This is a genomic window from Mycobacterium sp. E740, assembly GCF_001672895.1.
Lineage (GTDB): Bacteria > Actinomycetota > Actinomycetes > Mycobacteriales > Mycobacteriaceae > Mycobacterium.
The window spans coordinates 22477-29493 of the sequence record NZ_LZKP01000007.1; the positions used below are offsets into that span (position 1 = coordinate 22477).

Annotated in this window: 8 protein-coding genes; 5 read left to right on the forward strand and 3 right to left on the reverse strand. The window is 65.9% G+C overall.

Going from position 1 to position 7017, the window contains the following annotated elements:
- Positions 1 to 6: 6 nt before the first annotated feature.
- Positions 7 to 864 (forward strand): SDR family oxidoreductase, encoded by an 858-nt coding sequence (locus A5663_RS00380; RefSeq protein WP_068142926.1) that lies wholly within the window; start codon positions 7 to 9, stop codon positions 862 to 864.
- Here A5663_RS00380 and A5663_RS00385 read toward each other — a convergent pair.
- Genes A5663_RS00385 through A5663_RS00395 form a run of 3 tightly spaced genes read right to left on the reverse strand, consistent with a single transcriptional unit; the run spans position 861 to position 3764 of the window.
- Complete coding sequence (locus tag A5663_RS00385; protein WP_068142927.1) at positions 861 to 2045, reverse strand: AAA family ATPase; 1185 nt, start codon at positions 2043 to 2045, stop codon at positions 861 to 863. The genes A5663_RS00380 and A5663_RS00385 overlap by 4 nt on opposite strands.
- Before the next feature lie 26 nt (positions 2046 to 2071).
- The gene (locus tag A5663_RS00390) at positions 2072 to 3142 is read right to left on the reverse strand and encodes a DNA polymerase IV (protein WP_068142928.1); all 1071 of its coding nucleotides are present in this window, start codon (positions 3140 to 3142) and stop codon (positions 2072 to 2074) included.
- Between the two features lie 13 nt (positions 3143 to 3155).
- The gene (locus A5663_RS00395; protein ID WP_068142929.1) at positions 3156 to 3764 is read right to left on the reverse strand and encodes a TetR/AcrR family transcriptional regulator; all 609 of its coding nucleotides are present in this window, start codon (positions 3762 to 3764) and stop codon (positions 3156 to 3158) included.
- A gap of 90 nt (positions 3765 to 3854) precedes the next feature.
- Here A5663_RS00395 and A5663_RS00400 point away from each other — a divergent pair, with 90 nt between their 5' ends.
- The 4 genes from A5663_RS00400 to nrdE all read left to right on the forward strand — a co-directional run.
- Positions 3855 to 4400 carry an NAD(P)H-dependent oxidoreductase gene (locus A5663_RS00400; RefSeq protein WP_068142936.1) on the forward strand — a complete coding sequence of 182 codons (546 nt, stop codon included), beginning with the start codon at positions 3855 to 3857 and terminating at the stop codon, positions 4398 to 4400.
- Positions 4401 to 4861: 461 nt separating this feature from the next.
- The gene (locus A5663_RS00405) at positions 4862 to 5110 is read left to right on the forward strand and encodes a redoxin NrdH (protein WP_068142930.1); all 249 of its coding nucleotides are present in this window, start codon (positions 4862 to 4864) and stop codon (positions 5108 to 5110) included.
- 33 nt (positions 5111 to 5143) lie between these two features.
- The gene (gene nrdI / locus A5663_RS00410) at positions 5144 to 5587 is read left to right on the forward strand and encodes a class Ib ribonucleoside-diphosphate reductase assembly flavoprotein NrdI (protein ID WP_068142931.1); all 444 of its coding nucleotides are present in this window, start codon (positions 5144 to 5146) and stop codon (positions 5585 to 5587) included.
- Positions 5554 to 7017: class 1b ribonucleoside-diphosphate reductase subunit alpha (gene nrdE / locus A5663_RS00415; RefSeq protein ID WP_068142937.1), on the forward strand; the 1464-nt coding region annotated here is incomplete at its 3' end. The genes nrdI and nrdE, both read left to right, overlap by 34 nt.

The window sequence follows — 7017 nt, forward strand, 5'->3', positions numbered from 1 at the left end:
ACGGCCATGGCGCCCAGCGGCTTTGCGAACAAGCGTTGTCTTCTGACGGGAGCCGCCAGCGGCATCGGCCGCGCCACCGCGCTGAAGCTGGCTGCCGAAGGCGCCGAACTGTATCTCACCGACCGCGATGCCGAGGGCCTGGAGCAGACGGTCGCCGACGCGCGGTCACTCGGCGCCGAGGTCGCCGAGCATCGTGCGCTTGACATCTCTGACTACGACGCCGTGGTCGCGTTCGCCGACGACATCCATTCGCGCCATCCCGCGATGGACATCGTGATGAACATCGCCGGTGTCTCAGCCTGGGGAACCGTGTCGACGCTGACCCATCAGCACTGGAAGTCGATGGTCGACATCAACCTCATGGGCCCGATCCACGTCATCGAGGCGTTCGTGCCGCCGATGGTCGCGGCGGGGACCGGCGGTCATCTCGTCAACGTCTCGTCGGCGGCCGGACTGGTGGCGCTGCCGTGGCACGCGGCCTACAGCGCGAGCAAGTACGGCTTGCGCGGTATGTCGGAGGTGTTGCGCTTCGACCTGGCGCGGCACCGCATCGGCGTCTCCGTCGTCGTTCCCGGCGCGGTGAAAACCCCTCTGGTGCAGACGGTCCAGATCGCCGGCGTGGATCGCGAGGATCCACGGGTGAAGAAGTGGACCGATCGGTTCGGTGGCCATGCCGTGTCACCCGAGCGCGCTGCCGACTGCATCCTCAAGGGCGTTCGCCGCAACCGGTTCCTGATCTACACCTCAGCCGACATCCGGGCGCTGTATCTGTTCAAGCGCACCATGTGGTGGCCGTACAGCGTCGCGATGCGTCAGGCGAACGTGTTGTTCACCAAGGCATTGCGGCCCGCGGCGCGCCGCTAGCGCCGGCCCCACTCCCAGGGCGGCGACGTGAGCATGCCCAACCCGTCGATGCGGGTTTCGCCGAAGTCCTTGTAGAGCGCGATCTCTACTGCGTCATCACCTTCGGCATCGGCGACGGGGACCGTGTCGAGAAAGTCGAGCAATGCCGTGGAATGGGTGACGACGACGACCTGCGCGTTGACCGCGGCCGCGCGGATCAACGACGCCAGCGGGCGCACCAGGTCTGGATGCAACGAAGTCTCGGGTTCGTTGAGCACCATGAGAGAAGGGGGCTGGGGGCTCAGTAATGCCGCCGCCCAGAGCAGGAATCGCAATGTGCCGTCGGACAGTTCGGCCGCGCGCAACGGACGCAGCATGCCGCGCTGCTCCAGTTGAAGGTCGAAGAGACCGTCGTTGGCCGATACGAAAACCGATGCACCGTCGAAGGCCTCAGCCACGGCGCGCTGAAGATCGTCGAAGCCGGCCTCGATGATTGTCTGGATCGCTGCCGCCAGGTCGGCACCGTCGTCGGAGAGCACAGGTGTCCTCGTTCCGACATGGCGCTGCCGACATGGTGCGGTGGCGTCGACCCGGAAACCGTCGTAGAACCGCCAGTCACGCAGGCGGTCCCGGACGGCAGCGAGTTCCGGATGCGCGTCGGGATGGGCGAACTCGGCGAGCACGCTTCGGTAGGTCGGCAACGACTGCGACAGCTTGTCGAAGCCGCGGCCCGTCTGCGAGCTCGACTCCAGATAATCGCGGGTTCTGCGCACCAACGTCGAACTGCTCCGCATCACCCGGCCCGCGAACACGACTTCACGTTTGATCTCCGGATCGAGATCGAACATCGAGCTGATTCCGGCCATCTGAGGCAGACCGAGATCGACGAGGTAACCGAAGTCGTCGGACGCGAAGCCGAGTTCCAGTGCCACGGGGGATGTTCGGCGGGTGCCCTCGGCCCGTCCCGTCCGGCGCGCACGCTCGAGGTGCTCAGGACCGGCCCACAGCACCGACCGCAGGCCGCCCTCGCGCGCCAGCGATCCGATCACCTCACCCCGGCCGCAGTCCGCCAGCAGTCTCAGTGCGCGGTACAGCGACGACTTGCCGGTGCCGTTGGCGCCCGTGACGACGGTGAGCCGGCCCAGTGGTAGGACGACGTCGCGCAGCGACCGGTATCCGCGGATGGCGATCGTGTGCAGCATGACGGCAGCGTATTGCGGGGGTGTGACTAGTAGCCGCCCTCGGGCGGCGCCAGCTCCAGTCGCACGCCCAGCAGTCGGACGGGCCGGTCGAGCTCGAACTGGCCGAGGAGATCGAGCGCTGTCCGCGTGACGATCTCCGCGTCGACCGCCGGCTCGGGTAGCTTGCGGATCTTGCTTCTGGTGTAGAACGTCTTGGTCCGCACCGTCACGGCAACCCGGGTGACGACGCGGTTCTGTGCGACTACTTCGGCCAGGGTCTGTCGCGCCAAATCTGCTACGGCGGCGTCCATCTCGGCGCGGTCGGTGAGGTCGCTGGGGAAGGTGACGACATGGCTGCGCGAGCGCGGCACCCAGGGGGCGGCGCTGACGTCGGCGTCGCCGCCACCCTTGGCGAGCAGCAGGATCCACAGCCCGGTGGTGGGCCCGAAGGTCTCGCTGAGCACCGAAGCGTCGGTGGCGGCGAGGTCGCTGACTGTGTCGATGCCCAGCGCCGCAAGCTTTTTCGCCGTCTTCGGGCCGACGCCCCACAGGGCGCTGACGTCGCGGTCGCCCATCACCGCCATCCAATTCTCGTCGGTGAGTTGGTAGATGCCGCGTGCCTCGGCGCATCCGCGCTTCGGTTTGCCGAACCCGGTGGCGACCTTGGCGCGCTGCTTGTTGTCGCTGATGCCCACCGAACACGACAGGCCGGTTTCGGCGCTGATCACCTCGCGGATCCGCGCTGCCAACTCGAATGGGCTTTGCGAGTCGTCGAGATCGGCGCCGACGTAGGCCTCGTCCCACCCCCATACCTCCACCGGGTGGCCGAGGTCGCGTAGCAGGCCCATCACATGCTCGGACGCCTCGTCGTAGGCCGCGGTGTCCAGTGGCAGGAACGTCGCCTCCGGGCACTTGCGGGCGGCGGTGCGCAAGGGCATGCCCGCGTGCACCCCGTATGCGCGGGCCGGGTACGAGGCGCACGTGACGACCTTGCGCGGCTCGTTGGGGTCGCCGTTGCCGCCCACGATGATCGGTGCGGCGGCGAGTTCGGGGTGGCGACGGATCTCGACCGCGGCCTGGAACTGGTCGAGGTCGACGTGCAGAATCCAGCGCCTCATCGGAGCTGACCGCTCATCGCCCGCACAGCTTGCGGGCCAACGATTCCCAGGCGTCGCCGAGTGACTCGAGCGTCGCGCCGCGCACGTTGAGTTCGTGGTGCACGTAGTCCGCGTCGAGCAATGCGAGCAAGGCGGTGGCGTGTGCGTCGAGGCTGCCGGTTGTGCCTGCGGCCTCCAACAGCACTCGCACGTGCCGGTGGTGCAGGGTCGCGGCGGCGTTGAACCGCGTCTGCGGATCGCGGTTGGCATCGGAGAGCAGCGCGTGGTGGCGGTGCACGAACCGCAGTCGGTCGCGGCCATAGGCGAGCAGGCGGTCGAGCGGCGGGGCGCCGGGCCCCAGCGGCGGCGGGCCGAACAGGAACGCCTGCTGGTGGGCCTTCTCGTCCTCGTCGAGCAGCACGATCATCAGCCCCGCGCGGCTGCCGAACCGGCGGAACAAGGTGCCTTTGCCGACGCCGGCGGCGGTGGCGATGTCGTCGGTGGTGACGGCGTCGGCCCCGCGTTCGGCGATCAGGCGCCGCGCGGCGTCGAGAAGTAGGGTCCGGTTGCGCGCGGCGTCGCCGCGCTCGGAGGGAGCCTGGTCGGTGACCGGCAGCTCGCTGAGGGGACGAGGTGCGGCCATGACGTCAGTTTAGTTCAGCCGGAATTAATCGGACCACGGTCCGGTTGTGCTGTGGGAAGATGTCCACCGACGACCGAAGGGAACATGAACATGTCGGACACCATCAAGGTGCTGGTGCTGTTGGGCAGCCTGCGGGCCGCGTCAATCAACCGGCAGCTGGTCGAGCTTGCGGTCGAGACCGCACCCGACGGAGTGGACCTGCAGTGGTTCGATCGCCTCGGTGAGCTGCCCTTCTACAACGAGGACATCGACAACGAGGACGTCGCCGAACCGGTGGTGGCGCTGCGGCGGGCCGCCGCGGAGGCCGACGCGGCCCTGGTCGTCACCCCCGAGTACAACGGCAGCATCCCGGGCGTGCTGAAGAACGCGATCGACTGGTTGTCCCGGCCCTACGGCAACAGCGCGCTCCAGGGCAAGCCGCTCGCGGTCGTCGGTGCGGCGCTCGGACAGTACGGCGGTGTGTGGGCGCATGACGAGACGCGCAAGTCGTTCGGGATCGCCGGCCCGCGGGTCGTCGAGGATCTCAAGCTGTCCGTCTCGACCAAGGCGTTCGACGGTCGGCACCCACGGGAGAACGAGGAAGTCGCCGCGAACCTGCGCGACATCGTCGGGAAGCTGGCCGCCGAGGTCAGCTGACCGCCAGTTGCAGCCGCCGGCCACTTCGTCTCTCGACGGGGGCTGGCGGCTTTGCTGTTTGGGCGCGGTTCGCGAGGCTTGTCGGTGCCGACTGCTATACCTGCCGCATGCGAGCGACACGCGGCAAATGTGATCTGCGACACGCCGAGGATTGGCTTGACGAACTGCTTACGACCTGGGAATTCCAAAATTGTCATTCAGAACATCTGGTATTCCTTCGCAATGTCGGACACTAGGTGTAGTGTTTCGAGCACCGACAGGCCCCACGAACTCCCAAGCTCTCCGAGGGTCGGCCGGAGTCCCGAATCCGGCCGTGTCGGCGTCAAGGCACCCCGGAAGGCGGCCCCGGGCGGCAGGAATTTACGGGGTCTCCGGACCGCTGAAATTCAGTGAATCTCGGCCGAATGAAGTATCCGACCAGTTGCCAGTTCAGTGCCAGTTGTAGAGGAGCCGTACCGCAGATGACTCAGCACTCGATCACCGTGTACACCAAGCCGGCATGCGTGCAGTGCAACGCCACCTACAAGGCGCTGGACAAGCAGGGCATCGCCTACGAGACCGTCGACATCAGCCTGGACAGCGAGGCGCGCGACTACGTGATGGCGCTCGGCTATCTGCAGGCGCCGGTCGTGGTCGTCGGCAACGAGCACTGGTCCGGATTCCGGCCCGACCGCATCAAGGCGCTCGGAGCTGTCGCGGTCACGGCTTAGGAGCACTCGAGAGGGCAGGAAGAGGAGGAAGCGGTGAGTAATCTCGTCTACTTCTCCAGCGTTTCGGAGAACACCCACCGCTTCGTCGCGAAGCTGGGTCTGCCCGCCACCCGGATTCCGCTGCACGGGCGCATCGAGGTCGACGAGCCCTACGTGCTGGTGCTGCCCACCTACGGCGGTGGGCGCGCCACGCCGGACATCAACGACGGTGGCTATGTGCCCAAGCAGGTCATCGCGTTTCTCAACAATGAACACAACCGGTCGTTGATCCGCGGCGTCATCGCCGCGGGCAACAACAACTTCGGCGCCGAGTTCGCCTATGCGGGCAATGTCGTATCCCGCAAGTGTGGCGTGCCGTACCTGTACCGCTTCGAACTGATGGGAACCCCGGACGACGTAGCCGCCGTCCGATCGGGCTTGGAAGAGTTTTGGAAGGACCAGACGTGTCACCAACCGCCACAGCTGCAGAGCCTGTAACGTCCGCCGCGCCCGCCACGCTGCCGGGCGAGATGGACTACCACGCGCTCAACGCGATGCTGAATCTGTACGACGCGGACGGAAAGATTCAGTTCGACAAAGACGTGCTCGCCGCGAGGCAGTACTTCTTGGAACACGTCAACCAGAACACCGTGTTCTTCCACAATCAGGACGAGAAGCTCGACTACCTGATCCAGAAGGATTATTACGAGCGCGAGGTGCTCGACCAGTACTCGCGCAACTTCGTCAAGACCCTGCTCGATCGCGCGTACGCCAAGAAGTTCCGGTTCCCGACGTTCGTCGGAGCGTTCAAGTACTACACGTCCTACACCCTGAAGACCTTCGACGGGAAGCGCTACCTCGAGCGCTTCGAGGACCGCGTCGTGATGGTGGCGCTGACGCTGGCCGCCGGGGACACGTCGCTGGCCGAGAAGCTGGTCGACGAGATCATGGACGGCCGCTTCCAGCCGGCCACCCCGACGTTCCTCAACTCGGGCAAGAAGCAGCGCGGCGAGCCGGTCAGCTGCTTCCTCCTTCGAATCGAAGACAACATGGAATCGATCGGCCGCTCGATCAACTCTGCGCTGCAGCTGTCCAAGCGCGGTGGCGGAGTTGCGTTGCTGCTGACGAACATTCGCGAGCATGGTGCCCCGATCAAGAACATCGAGAACCAGAGCTCGGGCGTCATCCCGATCATGAAGCTGCTCGAGGACTCGTTCTCCTACGCCAACCAGCTCGGCGCGCGGCAGGGTGCGGGTGCGGTGTACCTGCATGCGCACCACCCGGACATCTACCGCTTCCTGGACACCAAGCGGGAGAACGCCGACGAGAAGATCCGGATCAAGACGCTGAGCCTCGGCGTCGTGATCCCCGACATCACGTTCGAGCTGGCCAAGAAGAACGAGGACATGTACCTGTTCTCGCCGTACGACGTCGAACGCGTCTACGGCATGCCGTTCGCCGACATCTCGGTCACCGAGAAGTACTACGAGATGGTCGACGACGCGCGCATCCGCAAGACGAAGATCAAGGCCCGCGAGTTCTTCCAGACACTGGCCGAGCTGCAGTTCGAGTCGGGCTATCCGTACATCATGTTCGAGGACACGGTGAACCGGGCCAACCCGATCGACGGCAAGATCACGCATTCCAACCTGTGCTCGGAGATCCTGCAGGTGTCGACGCCGTCGCTGTTCAACGAAGACCTGTCGTACGCCAAGGTGGGCAAGGACATCTCGTGCAACCTCGGTTCGCTGAACATCGCCAAGGCCATGGACTCGCCGGACTTCGCGCAAACCGTCGAGGTGGCGATCCGGGCGCTGACCGCGGTGTCGGATCAGACGCACATCGCGTCGGTGCCGTCGATCGAGCAGGGCAACAACGACTCTCATGCGATCGGGCTGGGGCAGATGAATCTGCACGGCTACCTGGCC